This window comes from Pseudomonas sp. DCB_BI (assembly GCF_026240995.1).
Classification (GTDB): domain Bacteria; phylum Pseudomonadota; class Gammaproteobacteria; order Pseudomonadales; family Pseudomonadaceae; genus Aquipseudomonas.
This window is the reverse complement of sequence record NZ_JAPFCG010000003.1, coordinates 64,975-82,438: the sequence shown is the minus strand read 5'-3', so window position 1 is coordinate 82,438 and position 17,464 is coordinate 64,975. Positions and strand designations below refer to the sequence as shown.

The window sequence follows — 17,464 nt, the reverse complement described above, 5'->3', positions numbered from 1 at the left end:
GTTCGGGCTTTGTTTGGGGCGAAAATGCATTGGGGCCGCTTCGCAGCCCTTCGCGGACACGCCCGCGAAGGGGCGCGAAGCGGCCCCAATTACTGCCTGGTCGGGAAGCTTACTTACGCTTCATCGACAGGAAGAACTCGTCGTTGGTCTTGGTCTGCTTGAGCTTGTCGACCAGGAACTCGATGGCGGCGATTTCGTCCATCGGGTGCAGCAGCTTGCGCAGGATCCACATGCGTTGCAGTTCGTCATCGGCAGTCAGCAGCTCTTCGCGGCGGGTGCCGGAGCGGTTGATGTTGATGGCCGGGAACACACGCTTCTCGGCGATGCGGCGGTCCAGTGGCAGCTCCATGTTGCCGGTACCCTTGAACTCTTCGTAGATCACTTCGTCCATCTTCGAGCCGGTTTCGACCAGCGCGGTGGCGATAATGGTCAGCGAGCCGCCCTCTTCGATGTTACGCGCAGCACCGAAGAAGCGCTTCGGCTTCTCCAGGGCGTGGGCGTCGACACCACCGGTCAGCACCTTGCCGGAGCTCGGGATCACGGTGTTGTAGGCACGTGCCAGACGGGTGATGGAGTCCAGCAGGATAACCACATCCTTCTTGTGCTCGACCAGGCGCTTGGCCTTCTCGATCACCATTTCGGCAACCTGCACGTGGCGGGTTGGCGGCTCGTCGAAGGTAGAGGCAACCACTTCGCCGCGCACGGTGCGCTGCATTTCGGTTACTTCTTCCGGGCGCTCGTCGATCAGCAGGACGATCAGGTGGCACTCGGGGTTGTTGCGCGTAATGTTCGCCGCGATGTTCTGCAGCATGATCGTCTTACCGGCTTTCGGCGGAGCAACGATCAGGCCACGCTGGCCTTTGCCGATCGGGGCGCACAGGTCGATGACGCGACCGGTCAGGTCTTCGGTGGAGCCGTTACCGGCTTCCATCTTCAGGCGCTTGTTCGGGAACAGCGGCGTCAGGTTTTCGAACAGGATCTTGTTCTTCGCGTTTTCCGGGCGGTCGAAGTTGATGGTATCAACCTTCAGCAGGGCGAAGTAACGCTCCCCTTCCTTCGGCGGGCGGATCTTGCCGACGATGGTGTCGCCGGTACGCAGGTTGAAGCGGCGGATCTGGCTAGGCGAGACGTAAATGTCATCGGGGCCGGCCAGGTAGGACGCATCAGCCGAACGCAGGAAACCGAAACCATCCTGGAGGATCTCCAGCACGCCGTCACCCGAGATCTCTTCGCCGCTTTTCGCGTGCTTTTTCAGCAGGGCGAAAATCACGTCCTGTTTGCGCGAACGGGCCATGTTTTCGATGCCCATCTGTTCGGCCATTTCCAAAAGATCGGTAATCGGCTTTTGCTTGAGTTCAGTCAGGTTCATAAGGGGAATGACGTAATCATGTAAGAAGGGAGAATTAAGCTTTGGCTTAATGAAGCCGCGCCGCTAGATGGCGACAGGATCGCGTACTGATTCGAATTAGGGATGCTTCGGCGACGGCGTGTAGAGGGCACTGGAGAAGCAGTGCGAGGCCGAATGTAACACTTGCTTTTTTCGACGTCTAGTGGTTTTGCCCTGCCATTTTCAGCGACAGCACACTCTGCGACAGAAGTAGCCTGGTGCTGCTAAGAGGCCACCAGCCGCAGCGACCATCCCGGCATAGCCGGCCCTTTCGCAGCAGAACACTGCGTCTACAGGGGGGCTTGGCAGCCTTGCAGAGGCAAAAAAAAGCCCCGCATTCGCGGGGCTCTTCACATCACAGGTGGGCGTCGAGGAACGCGGCCAGCTGCGATTTCGACAGCGCGCCAACCTTGGTCGCTTCGACGTTGCCGTTCTTGAACAGCATCAGCGTCGGGATACCACGCACGCCGTGCTTGGCCGGGGTTTCCTGGTTGTCGTCGATGTTCAGCTTGGCGACGGTCAGCTTGCCCTCGTAGGTGGAGGCGATGTCGTCCAGAACCGGAGCGATCATCTTGCACGGACCGCACCATTCAGCCCAGTAGTCGACCAGCACCGGGCCTTGAGCCTGCAAGACTTCGGCGTCGAAGGTGGCGTCGGTGACGTGTTTGATCAGATCGCTGCTCATGGATATCTCCAGGGTCGTAAGCAAAAAAACGTGGCCCATGATAGCCGCACCCACGCTCGACAGGAAGCCGCGGACGATTGAGTGTAACTATAGTTGTGCAAGAGGCCGCGAATCGAAACTGTCATACAAGTGTCATAGCATCGAATGGCACATTGCCTTGCATCAAGGCCTGGCGTGTCACGCGTTGGCGACAGCCTGCTATCGTGGCACGATTGCCGGGTTAACGACCGAGAACAACCAGATCATGCCGCATACCATCGCGAAGAACCTGTCCCTGATCGCCGCCATCGACCTTGGCTCCAACAGTTTCCACATGGTCGTGGCCAAGGCCCACCATACCGAAATCCGCATCCTTGAGCGGCTCGGCGAGAAGGTTCAGCTTGCCGCCGGCATCGACGAAGACCGCAAGCTCAGTGAAGAGGCGATGGAACGAGGCCTGGATTGCCTCAAGCGCTTTTCCCAACTGATCAACGGCATGCCGGCTGGCTCCGTGCGCATCGTCGGTACCAACGCCCTGCGCGAAGCGCGCAACCGCAACGAATTCATCCAGCGCGCCGAGGCTATCCTCGGCCACCCGGTCGAGGTCATTTCTGGCCGTGAAGAGGCGCGCCTGATCTACCTGGGTGTATCACACACCCTGGCTGACACCCCTGGTAAGCGCTTGGTCGCCGACATCGGTGGCGGCAGTACCGAGTTCATCATTGGCCAGCGCTTCGAGCCACTGTTGCGCGAAAGCCTGCAGATGGGTTGCGTCAGCTTCACCCAGCGCTACTTCCGCGACGGCAAGATTACCCCGGCCCGCTATGCCCAGGCCTACACCGCCGCGCGCCTGGAGCTGATGAGCATCGAGAACGCCCTGCATCGCCTGACCTGGGATGAGGCCATCGGCTCGTCCGGGACCATTCGCGCGATCGGCGCCGCGATCAAGGCGGGCGGCCTGGGCAACGGCGAGGTCAATGCCGAAGGCCTGGCCTGGGTCAAGCGCAAGATGTTCAAGCTGGGCGAGGTCGACAAGATCGACTTTGACGGCGTCAAACCAGATCGTCGCGCCATTTTCCCGGCCGGCATGGCGATTCTCGAAGCAATCTTCGACGCCCTGGAACTGCAGCGCATGGACCACTGCGACGGCGCATTGCGCGAGGGCGTGCTGTTCGACCTGCTCGGCCGCCACCATCACGAGGACGTGCGCGAGCGCACCCTGAACTCACTGATGGAGCGTTACCATGTCGACCAGGGCCAGGCCGCCCGCGTCGAACGCAAGGCCCTGCACGCCTTCGACCAGGTCGCCGAAGCATGGCAGCTGAAAGACGGAAATTGGCGCGATCTGCTGGGCTGGGCAGCGAAAGTGCACGAAATAGGGTTGGATATCGCCCACTATCACTATCACAAGCACGGCGCCTACCTGATCGAACACTCCGATCTTTCGGGCTTCTCCCGCGAGGACCAGCAGATGATGGCCTTGCTGGTACGCGGTCACCGTCGCAACATCCCGAAAGACAAGATCGCCGAGCTGGGTGAGGAAGGGGTAAAACTGCTGCGCCTGTGCGTGCTGCTGCGCTTCGCCATCCTGTTCCACCACATTCGTGGCAACCAGCAAATGCCGAAAGTACAACTCAAGGCCGCCGACGACAGCCTCGATGTGGCCTTCCCGGAAGGCTGGCTGGAACAGAACCAGCTGACCCAGGCCGACTTCGCCAACGAGGCGGAGTGGCTGGCCCGGGTCGGCTTCGTCCTCAGCGTACGTTGAGGACCGGGTTGCTCAGGCGCTCCAGCAGGGTCGCCTGGGCACTGCGCGGGTTCTGGTTGCCGGTCGGTGTGCTGCGCACGTAACGCCCGTCTGGCTGCAAGGTCCAGGCGTGGGTGTTGTCGGTCAGGTAGCCTTCCAGTTCCTTTTTCACCCGCAGCAACAACTTCTTGCCCTCGACCGGGAAGCAGGTCTCGACACGCTTGTCGAGGTTACGCTCCATCCAGTCGGCGCTGGACAGGTAGATCTGCTCTTCGCCGCCATTGAGGAAGTAGAACACCCGCGTGTGCTCAAGGAAGCGGCCAATAATCGAGCGCACCTGGATATTGTGCGAAACCCCCGGTATGCCAGGGCGCAGGCAGCACATGCCGCGTACCACCAGGTCGATCTTCACGCCCGACTGGCTGGCCTTGTACAGCGCCTTGATGACCTTGGCGTCGGTCAGCGAGTTGAACTTGGCGATGATGTGCGCCGGCTTGCCCTCAAGGGCGAACTGGGTTTCCCGCGCAATCATGTCGAGCATGCCCTTTTTCAGGGTGAACGGCGCGTGCAGCAGCTTCTTCATGCGCAGGGTCTTGCCCATGCCGATCAGCTGGCTGAACAGCTTGCCGACGTCTTCGGTGAGGGCATCGTCAGAGGTCAGCAGGCTGTAGTCGGTATAAAGACGAGCGTTGCCGGCGTGATAGTTGCCGGTGCCCAGGTGCGCATAACGCACGATCTCGCCCTGCTCGCGGCGCAGAATCAGCATCATTTTGGCGTGGGTCTTGAAGCCAACGACGCCGTAGATCACAACGGCACCGGCCGCTTGCAGGCGGCTGGCCATCTGCAGGTTGGACTCTTCGTCGAAGCGCGCACGCAGCTCGATCACCGCCGTGACCTCCTTGCCGTTACGCGCAGCATCCACCAGCGCATCGACGATTTCCGAGTTGGCCCCGGAGCGGTAGAGGGTCTGGCGCACGGCAAGCACGTGCGGGTCCTTGGCGGCCTGGCGCAGCAGATCGATGACCGGGGTGAAAGACTCGAACGGGTGCATCAGCAGGATGTCCTGCTTGCCGATCACGCTGAAGATGTTGTCGGCGTTCTGCAGCAGCTTGGGGATCGCCGGGGTGAACGGCGTGTACTGCAGCTCGGGGTGGCTGTCCAGACCGGTGATGCTGAACAGGCGGGTAAGGTTGACCGGGCCATTGACCTGGTACAGCTCGCTTTCGCTGAGGCTGAACTGCTTGAGCAGGTAGTCCGAAAGGTGTTTCGGGCAGGTATCGGCCACTTCCAGCCGCACGGCGTCGCCGTAGCGGCGTGAGAACAGCTCGCCGCGCAGGGCGCGTGCCAGGTCGTCGACCTCTTCGGAGTCCAGCGCCAGGTCGGCGTTACGGGTCAGGCGGAACTGGTAGCAGCCCTTTACCTTCATGCCCTGGAACAGGTCATCGGCGTGCGCGTGGATCATCGACGACAGGAAGACGTAGTTGGCCCCCGGGCCACCCACCTCTTCCGGCACCCGGATCACCCGCGGCAACAGGCGCGGGGCAGGAATGATCGCAAGGCCCGAATCACGACCGAAGGCGTCGACACCCTCTAGCTCGACAATGAAGTTCAGGCTCTTGTTCACCAGCAACGGGAACGGGTGGGTCGGGTCGAGGCCGATCGGGGTAATGATCGGGGCAATTTCGTCGCGGAAGTAGCGGCGCACCCAGGTCTTGAGCTTGGGCGTCCAGTAACGGCGGCGGATGAAGCGGATATGGTGTTTTTCCAGCTCCGGCAACAGCACGTCGTTGAGGATGGCGTACTGACGTTCCACCTCGTAGTGCACCAGCTCGCTGATGCGCGCCAGTGCCTGGTGCGGCTGCAGGCCGTCTGCGCCAGCCTGTTCGCGGGCGAAGTTGATCTGCTTCTTGAGGCCGGCAACGCGGATCTCGAAGAACTCGTCCAGGTTGCTGGAGAAGATCAGCAGGAACTTGAGGCGTTCAAGCAGCGGGTAGTTCTCGTCCAGTGCCTGCTCCAGCACGCGGATGTTGAACTGCAGCTGCGAAAGTTCGCGATGAATGTACAGGCTGCTGTCGTCCAGGCCAGGCACGGCGATTGCCGGGGCCGGTGCAGGTGCCGGGGCCGCAGGCTCGGCCACCTGCTCCGCTGCTGGCTCCGCTTCTGGCTCGGTTGCCGGTGGCAGATCTGGCGGAGTCTGCACCATCTCTTCGGGGAGCTCGTGAGCATCCTTGATCGCGACAGGGGATAGCACTTCATTATTCATCTGGCGTTCCTGAGGACGTTAATGCCCTATCATCAATTGAGCGGCAAGATAAGCGCCCATTATGACGCCTGTGTTACACAGCAGGGCAAGCCATGACGCGTGGCGTCTGGCATTGTCGTTGTAGGAATTGTTCACGTCGAGACACATTTGGACACTTTCACGAACGCGCGCGAAGGGGTAGGCTGCGCGTTCATTTCGCCAGCACCTCAGAAAATGCTTCAACAATTCCTGCAGGATTTCGGCTACTTTGCCCTTTTTCTAGGCACCTTCTTCGAAGGCGAGACCATCCTGGTGCTTGCGGGATTCCTTGCGTTCCGCGGTTACATGGACATCAACCTGGTGTGCTTGGTGGCATTTTTCGGCAGCTACGCGGGCGACCAGTTGTGGTACTTCATGGGCCGCCGCCACGGGCGCAGGATCCTGGCACGCAAACCGCGCTGGCAGGCCATGGGTGACCGGGCGCTGGGTCACATCCGCCGCCATCCCGATATCTGGGTGCTGAGTTTTCGCTTCGTCTATGGCTTGCGCACAGTCATGCCCGTGGCGATCGGCCTGTCAGGCTATCCGCCCCGCCGCTACCTGCTACTGAACGGCATTGGCGCGGCCATCTGGGCCATTGCCCTGGGTGCGGCCGCCTACCACTTCGGCGCCATCCTCGAAGGCCTGCTGGGCAACGTGAAACGCTACGAACTATGGGTGCTCGGTGGCCTGCTGGCGCTGGGCGGCCTGCTGTGGCTGCGTCGGCGCTTCCGCGCCATGCGTGCGGAGCGCAAGGCGGCAGGCCAGGCACCAGAGGAGCGGCACGACCACCAGTAGCGCGGAGCCTGTCTTGCGTTTTGAGGTGGTGCGCGCACCGAGCGCCGCCCGCGCCTACGTTTGTTTCGGGCCAATTGTTCCTGTGGTGTTTTCGGGCGACCGCTTTGAAGCATGGCTTGCTATCGTGTCATGCGAACAAAGGCTGTAGCGCGCCTGTCACAAGCATGACGGGCCCGAATCAACCTTAGGAGCGAGCGCCAGCTCGCGATGCGCCGCGCGGCGGCGCTCGATCTCACAGGCGCTACACAACTGGAGCTTTAAACATGACAAAAAAAGTAGCGGTGATTCTTTCCGGCTGTGGCGTGTATGACGGCGCCGAAATCCACGAAAGCGTGATCACCCTGCTGCGCCTCGACCAGCGTGGGGCGCAGGTGCAGTGCTTTGCGCCGGACATTGCGCAGATGCATGTAATCAACCACCTGACCGGCGAGGAGATGGCCGAGTCACGCAATGTATTGGTGGAATCTGCACGCATTGCTCGCGGCGAGGTCAAGGACGTCCGCGAGGCCAAGGTCGAGGAATTCGATGCGCTGATCGTGCCGGGGGGCTTCGGTGCCGCGAAGAACTTGTCCAACTTTGCCGTGGAAGGCGCCAACTGCAGCGTCAACCCGGATGTGCTGGCCCTTGCCGAGGCGTTTGCCGCTGCGTGCAAGCCGGTTGGCCTGATCTGCATCTCGCCGGCGCTGGCGGCGAAAATCTACGGGCCGGGCGTGGTCTGCACCATCGGTAGCGATGCCGACACTGCGGCGGCGGTAGAAAAGATGGGCGGCACCCATGAAGTGTGCGATGTGCACGATATTGTCGAAGATACCCAGCGCAAGCTGGTGACTACGCCGGCGTACATGGAGGCGAAGTCGATCAGTGAGGCGGCTGGCGGTATCTACAAGCTGGTTGACCGGGTGCTGGAACTGACGCACGCCGACGACCAGTAATACTGGGGGCTGCAACGCAGCCCCGCATCAGGCCTTGGAGAGCCGCGCTATGATCCGGTCCAGCGCATTGGCAAACGCCTGCTTGTCGCGCTCTCCATAAGACGCCTGCCCTCCCCCCACCTGGCCCTGCTCGCGCAACTCAGTGAACAGATTGCGCGCTGCCAGCCGGTCACCCATATTGCGCTCATCGAACTCGCGCCCGCGCGGGTCCAACGCCGCTACGCCCTTTTTCACCAGGCGGTCAGCCAGGGGCACGTCACTGCAGATCACCAGCTCGCCCGGCACGGCGTGCTCGACCAGGTAATCGTCGGCCGCATCCATGCCACTGGGCACCACGATCAATCGCACGATCGCGAACGCTGGCTTGGCCACCGCCTGGCCAGCCACCATCACCACCTCGAACTTGCGCTTGAGGGCGAACTTGACGATCAGATCCTTGGCTGCCTTGGGGCAGGCATCGGCATCGATCCATACACGCATCGGACAATCTCTTCATCAACCTAATGCGCACATCATGCCTCAAGCGCAGCCAAAGCTGGAGCCATCTCGCAGGCGCTGGAAAAATGGCGTCAATATTTGATTTAGCGCTTATCCGGTCTGACCACTCAGGCTAAACTCGCGGCAGCCCCGCTGGCCTGCCCGAGTGCGCAATGAACCACCCTCACGAAATCCGCCCAGACCTGGAGGAAGGCATCGACCGCAAGGTCCTGGCGACGTTGCGCGCACGCTTCCTGGAGCTGAACCAGCGCCGCCTGCAGCGGGCAATGGAAGGTCTGTCGACACGCCAGCAACAGGTATTGACCTTGCTGCCGCTGCTGTTCCATGTGAACCACCCGCTATTGCCGGGCTATGTTTCGGGCAGCACCCCCGCAGGCGTCTCGGGTTACGAGCCAGGCGCCGAGCTGGTAGCAGAGGCCCAGCGCCTGGCCCGCTCGTTTACCTACAAACCCCGCCATGGTAATCCGCAAAGCCCGATTCACGGCCTGTTCCTGATGGGCAGCCTGGGCTCGCTGGCCCAGGCTGAGCACAGCGACATGGACTTGTGGGTATGCCATGCGCCCGGCCTGCCCGGACAGCTGCTGGATGAACTGCGCCAGAAGTGCCAGTTGCTGGAGACGTGGGCGGCCAGCCTGGGTGCGGAGGCTCATTTTTTCTTGATCGATACGCAAGGCTTTGCCCAAGGCCAGCGCGATGGCCAGCTCGGCTCCGATGATTGCGGCACCACCCAGCACTATCTGCTGCTGGACGAGTTCTACCGCACTACCCTGTGGCTGGCCGGCCGCACACCGTTGTGGTGGCTGGTGCCGGTCTACGAAGAACACAATTACCACGCCTACACGCAGACCCTGTTGTCCAAGCGCTTCATCCGCAGCCAACACGCGCTCGACCTCGGCAACCTGGCGCACATCCCGCCCGGCGAATTCGTCGGTGCTGGCCTGTGGCAACTGTTCAAAGGCATCGATTCACCCTACAAGTCACTGCTCAAGCTGCTGCTGACCGAGGCCTATGCCAGCGAACACCCGGCCGTACGCTGCCTGAGCCTGGACTACAAGCAGGCGGTGTTCGCCAACCAGCTCGACCTGGACGAGCTGGACCCGTATGTCATGGTCTACCGGCGCATCGAACGTTACCTGCTGCAACGCAACGAGCCCGCGCGGCTGGAGCTGGTACGGCGCAGCCTGTACCTGAAGGTGAACAAGAAACTCAGCAATCAGGGCCGCAGCAATGGCTGGCAACGCCGCCTGCTGCAGCGCCTGGCCGACGAGTGGGGTTGGGACGAACGGCAGCTGGCCCTGCTCGACAGCCGTAGCCAATGGAAAGTGCAGCAGGTCGCCGTCGAACGCCGCGAGCTGGTGGCCGAGCTGAACCATAGCTACCGCTTCCTGAGCCAGTTTGCTCGTACCCGCAACGCCATCAGCCGCGCCGATCAACGCGACCTCAATGTACTGGGTCGGCGCCTGTATGCGGCTTTCGAACGCCGCGCCGGCAAGGTCGAGGTGATCAACCCAGGCATCGCACCGGACCTCGCCGAAAGCACCCTGACGCTGGTTCAGGCACCCAACCGCAAAGAGCCGGGCAGCTACCACTGGGAGCTCTACAGCGGCAATCTGAGCACCCATGAGGTGGAGCACTTCAGCCCGATAAAGCGCTGCCGCGAGCTGCTCGAGCTGCTGGCCTGGGCCCACCGCAACGGGGTCATCGACAGCAGCACGCGCCTGGCGCTGCACCCGGGTGCCAGCGACCTCGGCGAGTTCGAACTCTTCAACCTGCTGGGCTGCCTGCAGCAAAGCATCCCCCTGCCCTTGCCAACCGTCAGCGAAGTGCGCCTGCTACAGCCCAGTGTTGCCGACGAGGTGCTGCTGCTGGTCAACGTCGCCATCGACCCGCTGCGTCATCACCGCGACCTGAACATCCTGATGACCACCGAGCGCACCGACTCGCTGAGCTACGCAGGCGTACGCGAGAACCTGGTGCTGACCCTGGACCAGGTGACCCTCAACAGCTGGAACGAGGTGCTGGTCCAGCGCTATGACGGCGAACATGCATTGCTACGCTGCCTGCGTGACTTCCTCAACAGCCCGGTGCTGCGTGGCCACAGGCCACGGGTGCGGGTGCGCTGCTTCTGCCGCAGCCGCGCCCAGGCCATCAGCCAACGCGTGGAGGAAATTTTCGATACGGTGCAGTTGCTGCTGGACCAGGGCGTGAATCACCGCTACCTGCTACAGGTGGCCCAGCACACCCATGTGCTGGAGCTGTTGGCCGGGAATGTACGCCTGGCCACCTTGGCCGAACACGACTCGCTGGTGGCCCATCTGGGCGAGGAGCGTAGCGCCTACAGCCCGCTGTATCTGGATCACAACGCCCTGCTCGACCACGACCTGCGCCTGGTGCTGGAACAAGGCCGCCCGGCTTGTATCCAGGTGTTCTACCGTCTGCTAGATGGTTGGGCCGAGTTGTATGTGCTGGATGAATACAATGCCCTGTGGCAGCAACGCCTGCCCCTGCATGACGAAGCTCACCTGCTGCTGCCGCTGCAGCGGTTCCTGCGTTCGGTGGTGATGCGCCGCGATGCCAGACTGCCGCTGGAGACTCAGCGCGCAGCCTCACTGGACATCCACTACGCGCAATTGTTGCCTTCCGGCGCAGGCAGGGCGCGTAGCATCGAACCGCGCTTGGCCCCGGTCGAAGGCAGCGACCAGCCTTACTATGAGGTGCAAGCCATCATCCAGGCGGGTGTGGAGGGTGCGGCGCATGTGACGCTGTACTGCGACCAGCAAGAGTTTTCCGAGCTGGAGCATGGTGACCAGCTTTATGCGGTGGTGGCCCGGCAGATCATCGGACAGCGCCGGGGTGCCGGGCGCTACCGCTGCTACATCACCGACCTGGATTTGTCTGAATTGCTGGATGACCGGGTGGGGGCGACGCAGGTCTACCTGAGCTACAAGCGGGTGCTGGAGCAGGCGCTGAATGAGGGGTTGGAGCAGGTGCAGAGTGAGTGACCGAGGGCTGCTGTGCAGCCCTTGTGGGGCTGGCTTGCCGGCGATGGGCCGCACCGCGGCCCCACTGAACATTACAGGTCGAAATCACCTGCGGCTTCCGGCTGATACTCCACCTCCAGCAGCTTCAGCTTGAGGGTCTTGCCGCCCGGCGCCGGCCAGTCGATCTGCTCTCCCACCGACAACCCCAGCAAGGCACAACCAATCGGCGCCAGAATGGAGACCTTGCCTTCCGGCCCGGCATCTTTCGGGTAGACCAGGGTCAGGTGATAGTCCTTGCCGCTGGCTTCCTCGCGGCAGTGCACGCGGGAGTTCATGGTCACCACGCCCGCTGGCACTTCCTCGTGACCGACCACCTCCGCGGCGCGGTCCAGCTCGTCCTGCAGGGCGAGCACACCCGGCGTACTCTCGTCGAGGCTGTCGATCAGACGCTCCAGACGCTGTACGTCCAATCGGGTGAGGGTGAGGGCAGGCTTGGTGCTCATGATCCAGTCAGACTCCTTTGAACAGGCAGTTTTCAATGTGCAGATAAAGCAAAACCCCGCCCAAGGGCGGGGTTTGAGAAGGCTTTGGCGTCACCGACGCAGAACCCGACACTACCACAGCCGGGCAAATACTCAAGCCCCTGCGTTCAGTGTGCCTAAGCCTGCTCGCGCAAAGCCTGGGCCTCGCGGCAGATCTGCCGGCGCCGTTCATCATCGGCCGAGCGCCATTCACGGATGTGCTCGACATGTCGGTGGCAACCGGTACACACCCGGTGTTCATCCAGCCGGCAGACACTGATGCACGGTGACGGCACCGCAGGGCTGACATTACTGTAAAGCGGCTTGGGCGGCCGAGCCTGGGCGCTGCTCATGTCAGATCTCGTCGAAGTCCAGCTTCTCGCCGGCCCGCTCCCAGACGATGCGCTCAAGCATTTCGCCCAGCAGCTCCTCGCTCTTCTCGCACACCCACTTACCGGTGTCTTCGTCGTAATCGAAGTGGAAACCACCGGAGCGGTCGGCCAGCCACAGCTGACGCAGCGGCTCCTGGCGGCTGAAGATCAACTGGGCGCCGCCCTCGAACTTGACGGTGAGGACGCCGCCGGAGTTCTCCATGTCCAGGTCCAGGCCGCTCTCGTCGAACAGGTCTTCCAGGGCCTGTTGGGTAGCGTCGACCAGATCATGGAAACGCGCTTCACTCAAACTCATTGCAGGAACCTCGAAATTGGCTGCGTTACAGGCAAGCCGGGCAAGATACGGGCGCTTGCCGCCGAATGCAAAAGTTTAGCCGTTGCCTTCACTGGCCTCTTTGCAGGCAAGCCCGCTTGCACCGGGGCTTTTCCAGGCGATAAGGATAGCCCGCCCGGCGGACCGGCCCTTGCATAGGCAAGCCGCCGGTCGCTCGGTATACTCGGGCGCAATACTGCATTTTTCTAAGGATTTCACCCATGAAGCGCCTGATTTCCTCCTTCGCGGCGCTGGTCGCTGTTGCCTGCCTCGTTTCGGCCTGCGGCCAGAAGGGCCCGCTGTATCTGCCTGAAGACGGCGATAACGGCAAGGCACACAAGTCGCACCAGCACCAGCCGAAAGCCAAGCCGGCCCCGGTACAAGAGCAGCAGCCAGAGCCGGAGTCCGAGCTCGAGCAGTCGCCAGCGCAGTAAAGGAAACCAGATGAACGCTTTCAACTACCGCGACGGCGAGCTGTTCGCGGAAGGCGTGGCCCTGTCGGCCCTGGCCGAACGTTACGGCACGCCAACCTACGTGTATTCGCGCGCCCACATCGAGGCCCAGTACCGCAGCTACACCGACGCCCTGCAAGGCGCCGAGCACCTGGTGTGCTTCGCCGTCAAGGCCAACTCCAACCTCGGCGTGCTGAACGTACTGGCACGCCTGGGCGCAGGTTTCGATATTGTCTCTGGCGGCGAGCTGGAGCGCGTGCTGGCTGCAGGCGGCCGTGCCGACCGCGTGGTGTTCTCCGGCGTGGGTAAAACCCGCGAAGACATGCGCCGCGCCCTGGAAGTGGGTGTGCACTGCTTCAACGTCGAGTCCACCGACGAACTGGAGCGCCTGCAAGTAGTGGCCGCCCAAATGGGCAAGGTCGCCCCAGTGTCGCTGCGGGTCAACCCGGACGTCGACGCCGGTACCCACCCGTACATCTCCACCGGCCTCAAAGAGAACAAGTTCGGCATCGCCATTGCCGACGCCGAAGCCATCTACGTGCGCGCCGCTCAACTGCCGAACCTGGAAGTGGTCGGGGTCGACTGCCACATCGGCTCGCAGTTGACCACCGTCGAGCCATTCCTCGACGCCCTGGACCGCCTGCTGGTGCTGGTCGACCGCCTGGCCGAGTGCGGCATCCACCTGCGCCACCTGGACCTGGGTGGTGGTGTTGGCGTGCGCTACCGCGATGAACAGCCGCCGCTGGTAGCCGACTACATCAAGGCCATCCGCGAGCGCGTGGGCCACCGCGACCTGGCCCTGGTGTTCGAACCGGGCCGCTACATCGTGGCCAACGCCGGCGTCCTGCTGACCCGCGTGGAATACCTCAAGCACACCGAACACAAGGATTTCGCCATCATCGATGCGGCAATGAACGACCTGATCCGCCCGGCCCTCTACCAGGCCTGGATGGGTATCAGCGCGGTCAAGCCACGTGCAGGTGAAGGCCGTGCCTATGACCTGGTCGGCCCGATCTGCGAGACCGGCGACTTCCTCGGCAAGGACCGCGTACTCAATCTGGCCGAAGGTGATTTGCTGGCCGTGGAGTCGGCGGGCGCCTATGGTTTTGTCATGAGCTCCAACTACAACACCCGTGGCCGTTGCGCTGAAATCCTGGTCGACGGCGACCAGGCGTTCGAAGTACGCCGCCGCGAGACCATCGCCGAACTGTATGCTGGCGAAAGCCTGCTGCCGGAGTAAGCCCATGCTGCTGCGTTTTACCAAGATGCATGGGCTGGGCAACGACTTCATGGTCCTCGACCTGGTCAGCCAGCACGCGCACATCCAGCCCAAGCACGCCAAGCAATGGGGTGACCGCCACACCGGCATCGGCTTCGACCAGTTGCTGATCGTGGAGGCGCCGAACAATCCGGAAGTGGACTTCCGCTACCGCATTTTCAATGCCGACGGCTCCGAAGTGGAGCAGTGTGGCAACGGTGCGCGCTGCTTCGCCCGCTTCGTACTGGACAAGCGCCTGACCGCGAAAAAACGCATCCGCGTGGAAACCAAGAGCGGCATCATCGTGCTGGACGTGCAGAACGACGGCCAGGTGAGTGTCGACATGGGCCCGCCACGCTTCATCCCTGCCGAAATCCCCTTCGTAGCCGACGCGCAGGCGCAGCACTACCCACTGGAAGTCGACGGCCATGTGCATTCGATTGCCGCCGTGTCCATGGGCAACCCGCATGCGGTGCTGCGTGTCGACGACGTGCATACTGCCCCCGTGCATGAGCTGGGCCCGAAGATCGAGCACCACCCACGCTTCCCGCAGCGGGTGAATGCCGGTTTCCTTCAGGTCATCGATCGCCACCGCGCCAACCTGCGCGTATGGGAACGCGGCGCTGGCGAAACCCAGGCCTGCGGCACCGGTGCCTGCGCCGCGGCCGTGGCCGCGATCAGCCAGGGCTGGATGGACTCCCCGGTGTCGCTGGACCTGCCGGGTGGCCGCCTGCACATCGAGTGGGCGGGTCCCGGCAAGCCCGTGGTGATGACTGGCCCGGCCGTACGCGTCTACGAAGGACAGGTTCGTCTCTAAGCGAGTAACCGCCATGACCGATCAGCCCAAGGTTGTACCCCAGCAGTCCGCCGAGCTCGATGCCGAGGTGGTGGTCGCCTATCTGCGCGCCCACCCCACGTTCTTCGCCGAGCACGACGAGTTGCTGATCGAACAGCACATCCCGCACCAGCGTGGCGACAGCGTGTCGCTGGTGGAACGCCAGCTCAAGCTGCTGCGCGACCGCAACATCGAGATGCGCCATCGCCTTTCGCAACTGATGGACGTGGCCCGCGACAACGACCGGCTGTTCGACAAGACCCGCCGGCTGATCCTCGACCTGCTCGATGCCAGCAGCCTGGAGGAAGTCGTCATGGCGGTCGAAGACAGCCTGCGCCAGGAATTCCAGGTGCCCTTCGTCAGCCTGATCCTGTTCGGCGACAACGTCGCCCCGGTCGGGCGCTGGGTCAGCAACGCCGAGGCGCAACAGGCCATCGGCGCCCTGCTGGGCGGCGGCAAGACGGTCAGCGGTAACCTGCGCGAGCACGAGCTGGCGTTCCTGTTCGGTGAAGAGCAGCGCCGCGAAGTCGGCTCCAGCGCCGTGGCCGCCCTGGAGTACCAGGGGCTGCACGGGGTGCTGGCGATCGGCAGCCGCGACCCGCAACACTACAAGAGCAGCGTCGGCACCCTGTTCCTCGGCTACATCGCCGAAGTGCTCGGCCGCGTTGTACCTCGCGTCACCCAGACCCTGCGTTCGGTACGCTGATGGAACGCCAGCTGGAAGCTTATTGCGCACACCTGCGCAATGAGCGCCAGGTGTCGGAGCACACCGTGCTGGGCTACCGGCGTGATTTGAACAAGGTCATTGCCTACTGCAAGGAACACGCTATTGCCGACTGGCAGGCGTTGCAGATCCAGCAGTTGCGCCAGCTGATCGCCCGCCTGCATCACCATGGCCAGTCCTCGCGCAGCCTGGCGCGTCTGCTGTCGTCTGTACGCGGCCTGTACCGCTACCTCAACCGCGAGGGCCTGTGCCAGCACGACCCGGCCACTGGTTTGAGCGCACCCAAGGGTAAGCGCCAGCTGCCCAAGGTGCTGGACACCGACCGTGCCCAGCAGTTGCTCGATGGCGGCGTCGACGACGATTTCATTGCCCGCCGCGACCAGGCGATGCTCGAACTCTTCTATTCGTCAGGCCTGCGCCTGTCCGAACTGACCAACCTCGACCTCGACCATCTCGACCTTGCAGCCGGCCTGGTGCAGGTACTGGGCAAGGGCGGCAAGGCCCGCGTGCTGCCGGTTGGCCGCAAGGCCCGCGAGGCGTTGCAGGAATGGTACCGCCTGCGTGGCATCGGCAACCCGCGTGACCGTGCGGTGTTCATTACCCGCCAGGGCAATCGCATCAGCCCCCGCGCCGTGCGACAAAGGGTAAAGGCCGTCGGTGAGCGCGAGCTGGGCCAGCACCTGCACCCGCACATGCTTCGCCATTCCTTCGCCAGCCATGTGCTGGAATCGTCCCAGGACCTGCGCGCGGTGCAGGAGATGCTCGGCCATGCCGACATCAGCACCACGCAAATCTATACCCACCTGGACTTCCAGCACCTGGCTGCGGTGTACGACAGCGCCCACCCTCGGGCCAAACGCAGCAAAGGCACAGACTCATGAGCATCAAGCTGATCACCTTCGACCTCGACGACACCCTGTGGGACACCGCCCCGGTCATCGCCAGCGCGGAAGTCGTGCTGCGCGACTGGCTAGAAGCCAATGCCCCAATCCTGGGGGGCGTGCCGGTGGAGCACCTGTTTGCCATTCGCGAGCGCCTGGTACAGGCCGAACCCGGCCTCAAGCACCGCATCAGCGCCCTGCGTCGGCGGGTGTTGTTCCATGCCCTGGAAGAGGTCGGCTACAGCGAGAAGCAAGCGCAGGCGCTGGCCAACGAAGGCTTTGAAGTGTTCCTGCATGCTCGCCACCAGGTAGAGATCTTCCCCGAGGTGCAGCCGGTGCTGGAGATCCTGCGTCACCATTACATTCTGGGCGTGGTGACCAACGGCAACGCCGACGTGAGCCGGTTGGGGCTGGCCGACTACTTCCGCTTTGCCCTGTGCGCCGAGGACCTGGGCATCGGCAAGCCGGACCCTGCCCCCTTCCTTGAAGCGTTGCGCCGCGGCGAGGTGGACGCGGGTGCGGCGGTTCACATCGGCGATCACCCTGGCGATGACATTGCCGGTGCCCAGCGCGCCGGTTTGCGCGCGGTGTGGTTCAACCCGCAGGGCAAGGCGTGGGCAGGCGAACAGGCGCCGGATGCCGAGATCCAGCGCCTGTCGCAACTGCCAGACGTGCTCGCGCGCTGGCGCTGAAGGGGGCCGCTTTGCGGCCCATTCGCGGGCACGCCCGCTCCCACAGGACCGCGCAGGTCCTGAACCCTGTGGTGATCCTGTGGGAGCGGGCATGCCCGCGAAGAGGCC

The 17,464-nt window shown here is 63.0% G+C and carries 17 protein-coding genes; 10 read left to right on the top strand and 7 right to left on the bottom strand.

Annotated elements, in window-relative coordinates:
* Positions 1-109: 109 nt before the first annotated feature.
* Both rho and trxA read right to left on the bottom strand, forming a co-directional pair.
* Complete coding sequence (gene rho / locus OO258_RS04345) at positions 110-1,369, bottom strand: transcription termination factor Rho (protein WP_003253661.1); 1,260 nt, start codon at positions 1,367-1,369, stop codon at positions 110-112.
* 373 nt (positions 1,370-1,742) lie between these two features.
* On the bottom strand, positions 1,743-2,072 hold the full coding sequence (gene trxA, locus OO258_RS04340) for a thioredoxin TrxA (protein WP_054894093.1): 330 nt from the start codon (positions 2,070-2,072) through the stop codon (positions 1,743-1,745).
* Between the two features lie 244 nt (positions 2,073-2,316).
* On the opposite strand from trxA, the gene ppx reads away from it, so the two are divergent.
* On the top strand, positions 2,317-3,819 hold the full coding sequence (gene ppx, locus OO258_RS04335) for an exopolyphosphatase (RefSeq protein ID WP_266028983.1): 1,503 nt from the start codon (positions 2,317-2,319) through the stop codon (positions 3,817-3,819).
* Here ppx and ppk1 read toward each other — a convergent pair.
* Positions 3,806-6,061 (bottom strand): polyphosphate kinase 1, encoded by a 2,256-nt coding sequence (gene ppk1 / locus OO258_RS04330; protein ID WP_266028982.1) that lies wholly within the window; start codon positions 6,059-6,061, stop codon positions 3,806-3,808. The genes ppx and ppk1 overlap by 14 nt on opposite strands.
* 213 nt (positions 6,062-6,274) lie before the next feature.
* On the opposite strand from ppk1, the gene OO258_RS04325 reads away from it, so the two are divergent.
* Both OO258_RS04325 and elbB read left to right on the top strand, forming a co-directional pair.
* Positions 6,275-6,877 carry a DedA family protein gene (locus tag OO258_RS04325; RefSeq protein ID WP_266028981.1) on the top strand — a complete coding sequence of 201 codons (603 nt, stop codon included), beginning with the start codon at positions 6,275-6,277 and terminating at the stop codon, positions 6,875-6,877.
* Between the two features lie 263 nt (positions 6,878-7,140).
* The gene (elbB, locus tag OO258_RS04320) at positions 7,141-7,809 is read left to right on the top strand and encodes an isoprenoid biosynthesis glyoxalase ElbB (protein WP_266028980.1); all 669 of its coding nucleotides are present in this window, start codon (positions 7,141-7,143) and stop codon (positions 7,807-7,809) included.
* Between the two features lie 27 nt (positions 7,810-7,836).
* Here elbB and OO258_RS04315 read toward each other — a convergent pair whose 3' ends face one another.
* The gene (locus OO258_RS04315; protein WP_266028979.1) at positions 7,837-8,289 is read right to left on the bottom strand and encodes a YaiI/YqxD family protein; all 453 of its coding nucleotides are present in this window, start codon (positions 8,287-8,289) and stop codon (positions 7,837-7,839) included.
* A 170-nt stretch (positions 8,290-8,459) separates the two neighbouring features.
* Here OO258_RS04315 and OO258_RS04310 point away from each other — a divergent pair, with 170 nt between their 5' ends.
* Positions 8,460-11,309 (top strand): class I adenylate cyclase, encoded by a 2,850-nt coding sequence (locus OO258_RS04310; RefSeq protein WP_266028978.1) that lies wholly within the window; start codon positions 8,460-8,462, stop codon positions 11,307-11,309.
* A 71-nt stretch (positions 11,310-11,380) separates the two neighbouring features.
* On the opposite strand, the gene rnk is transcribed toward OO258_RS04310, so the two are convergent.
* The 3 genes from rnk to cyaY all read right to left on the bottom strand — a co-directional run bounded on the left by rnk (position 11,381) and on the right by cyaY (position 12,496).
* Positions 11,381-11,791: a nucleoside diphosphate kinase regulator gene (gene rnk / locus OO258_RS04305; RefSeq protein WP_110743360.1), complete on the bottom strand. Its 411-nt coding sequence runs from the start codon at positions 11,789-11,791 to the stop codon at positions 11,381-11,383.
* 155 nt (positions 11,792-11,946) lie between these two features.
* Complete coding sequence (locus OO258_RS04300; protein WP_266028977.1) at positions 11,947-12,162, bottom strand: DUF1289 domain-containing protein; 216 nt, start codon at positions 12,160-12,162, stop codon at positions 11,947-11,949.
* 1 nt (position 12,163) lies between these two features.
* A complete protein-coding gene (gene cyaY, locus OO258_RS04295; RefSeq protein ID WP_110743362.1) occupies positions 12,164-12,496 on the bottom strand; it encodes an iron donor protein CyaY in 333 nt (110 codons plus the stop codon).
* Positions 12,497-12,735: 239 nt separating this feature from the next.
* Between cyaY and lptM the strand changes: the two genes are divergently transcribed.
* Genes lptM through OO258_RS04265 form a run of 6 tightly spaced genes read left to right on the top strand, consistent with a single transcriptional unit; the run spans position 12,736 to position 17,356 of the window.
* Entirely contained in the window at positions 12,736-12,948 is a 213-nt protein-coding gene (gene lptM, locus OO258_RS04290; protein WP_110743363.1) for an LPS translocon maturation chaperone LptM, read from the top strand.
* A gap of 10 nt (positions 12,949-12,958) precedes the next feature.
* On the top strand, positions 12,959-14,206 hold the full coding sequence (gene lysA / locus OO258_RS04285; protein ID WP_266028976.1) for a diaminopimelate decarboxylase: 1,248 nt from the start codon (positions 12,959-12,961) through the stop codon (positions 14,204-14,206).
* Positions 14,207-14,210: 4 nt separating this feature from the next.
* Positions 14,211-15,041, top strand: coding sequence for a diaminopimelate epimerase (gene dapF, locus OO258_RS04280; RefSeq protein ID WP_110743365.1), 831 nt, complete (start codon positions 14,211-14,213; stop codon positions 15,039-15,041).
* A gap of 13 nt (positions 15,042-15,054) precedes the next feature.
* Positions 15,055-15,765, top strand: coding sequence for a DUF484 family protein (locus OO258_RS04275; RefSeq protein ID WP_110743366.1), 711 nt, complete (start codon positions 15,055-15,057; stop codon positions 15,763-15,765).
* Positions 15,765-16,664, top strand: a complete 900-nt coding sequence (xerC, locus tag OO258_RS04270) for a tyrosine recombinase XerC (protein ID WP_110743367.1) — start codon at positions 15,765-15,767, stop codon at positions 16,662-16,664. Before OO258_RS04275 ends, xerC begins: the two co-directional genes overlap by 1 nt.
* The gene (locus tag OO258_RS04265; RefSeq protein ID WP_110743368.1) at positions 16,661-17,356 is read left to right on the top strand and encodes an HAD family hydrolase; all 696 of its coding nucleotides are present in this window, start codon (positions 16,661-16,663) and stop codon (positions 17,354-17,356) included. The genes xerC and OO258_RS04265 overlap by 4 nt, the downstream gene beginning before the upstream one ends.
* Positions 17,357-17,464 lie beyond the last annotated feature (108 nt).